General features: G+C 53.7%; 1 protein-coding gene. It reads right to left on the bottom strand.

Translation table 11 applies throughout. The features are described 5' to 3' along the window. Positions 1 to 24: 24 nt before the first annotated feature. Positions 25 to 1869: a transposase gene (locus HZR81_RS23425; RefSeq protein WP_500129379.1), complete on the bottom strand. Its 1845-nt coding sequence runs from the start codon at positions 1867 to 1869 to the stop codon at positions 25 to 27. Between the last annotated feature and the right edge of the window lie 83 nt (positions 1870 to 1952).

Genomic DNA, 1952 nt, shown 5'->3' with positions numbered 1-1952 from the left:
CCGTTCGCTTAATCTGTTGAAAATCTAAGGCCCGGTGAAGTAGAGAATGTCCTCGTATTTCACTGGGCCTTTGGCTAATCCAAGGCGCATAGCTGGTGTTTTCTTGTCCTTGGTGCCTTTCAGCACGTAGTTCTGCACTACTCGCAGGATATCGAGCAGCTTTTGCACCTGATTCGGGCTGTACGGTGCGTAGCCGCTCCAGACCCGCCCCGTATTCGATTGGGAAGAAATGCTCCGCTCCAAAAGAGATTGGCGCCGACGAATGCGGTTGAAGTACGAATCGACACCGTGCAGGCTGGCCCTGTTGTAAAGCCAAGCAGCGTGATCCGGTTCAAGGTCACCCAAGTCGGTCAGGTGACACAACGCCTTCTCTGGCTCATTCATTGTTGCCAGCGGGTGGAACACCCAGCGATCCTTCCATTTCCCAATGAGCTTTGCCTGCTCGATACGCTGTCTTAGCAGCAGCAAAACAGCTTCTCGCTTGTTCAGGCCGAGGTTTTCCTTCATCACCTTGGCGATAGCTTTCTTCGATTCGTTGATCAGCCTGCGCTTCTGATCCACGGTCATCATCTTGTTGATCCGCACGTAAAAAGCATCGACCCGGCGCGATTTGATCCCGTCTTGGAACGCTGCCAAGCACGCGGCCCGCATCCCTGAGTCCTGGTCGAGAAAGAATCTAAGCTTTTCGACACTGGCCAGCAGGTGCTGCAAATACAGGAAATGGCCGTACAGGGTGTACTCGGAATGGGTTTGCATGCCCCGATCCGGCAGCTTTTCGTCCTTTGTCGGTTCATCCGAGATTTCGACATCCTCTCGTTTCTCTGAGCTGGAGTAGGTCGCGGCGATATCTCCTTCCAGGTTTCCAGATGCCTTGGATTTCTTAGATGCAGCCATGGAGGCCAGATAGTCAGACGCCATCCAAAGCCTCGCGTACTTGCGGTGAGGGGTAGGCAGGTTGATGTCGGCGATCTGCTTGGCATCCTCCTCGATGGCCTCTGGATCAAGCCGGGGGTCGAAATTGAGGTGCATGGCGAAAATGTACTGGCTGGTGTTATCGGCTGACGCAACAGCCGAAACCACCGTGTTGCGCCGATCATCACGCCGAGACCAGTTGATCACGTAATCCTGGCGATCCACGCTGATGTATAGGCGTCGGATGGGCATGTCAGGAAGTTTCGACTCCCGCTCACTGGCAAAGGCCAAACACTGCCGATGGATGAAGTCGATCTTGTCGTAGACCGTTTGCAGGGCAATCTCTTCAATTTCGGCAATCCGACGCACCGGCACCTTATTGACGATCAGCTTGAAGATGCTTTTGTTCTTGTGAGTCAGGCGTTGGCGGCTGGTTGATTTACTGGCGACAGAAAAGGTTTTCTTGCAGGGCTTTCCCGCAACCGTTCCTTTGCAAAGGTAGCGCTGGCTGCCCGTACTGGTCACCCCGAATGCAGAGTAGAAGGCCTTGCCGCTGGAGACTGGCACTACATGGTTGGAGCAGCCGTCAACCGGGCAGCAAGGTTGCGCGGTGGCATCAACCAAGAAAGCCAACATCCGTTCTAGCTCTTCGTAGATACCTTTGTTACTTTTCAGGGGAAAGCTTTCGTTGCAGCTCTGGCAATAGCCAACCGGCAAGCCTTTTCCTGAGGCTACGATTCGGTATGGATTTTGGGCGCGAGAAAGCTTGTCGCCTACTGGCGAGCCAAAGTTGGCGCAAATTGGATTTTTGCAGAAATTAACCTGAATGCCCTGATGGGCTGCGGGTGATCGCTGCTTGCGAGCAGCTTGCGCACCATCTGCGTCAGAGAGGGGATTTTGCGCCCTTGTCGTATCCGCTGATTCGACTGCTTGGCCTTGGGAAGATTTCTTCCCCATGGCTGTCTCCTGAAAAGATGAGGTGCATAGCCTCATACAAGACCATGCACCTCAAAATTTCAACAGATTAAGCGAACGGCTCG

This window comes from Pseudomonas sp. LM13 (assembly GCF_041381355.1).
In the GTDB taxonomy this organism is placed as follows: Bacteria; Pseudomonadota; Gammaproteobacteria; order Pseudomonadales; family Pseudomonadaceae; genus Stutzerimonas; species Stutzerimonas frequens.
Note: the sequence above shows the minus strand (reverse complement) of the source record. Positions and strands in the feature narration are given on the sequence as shown.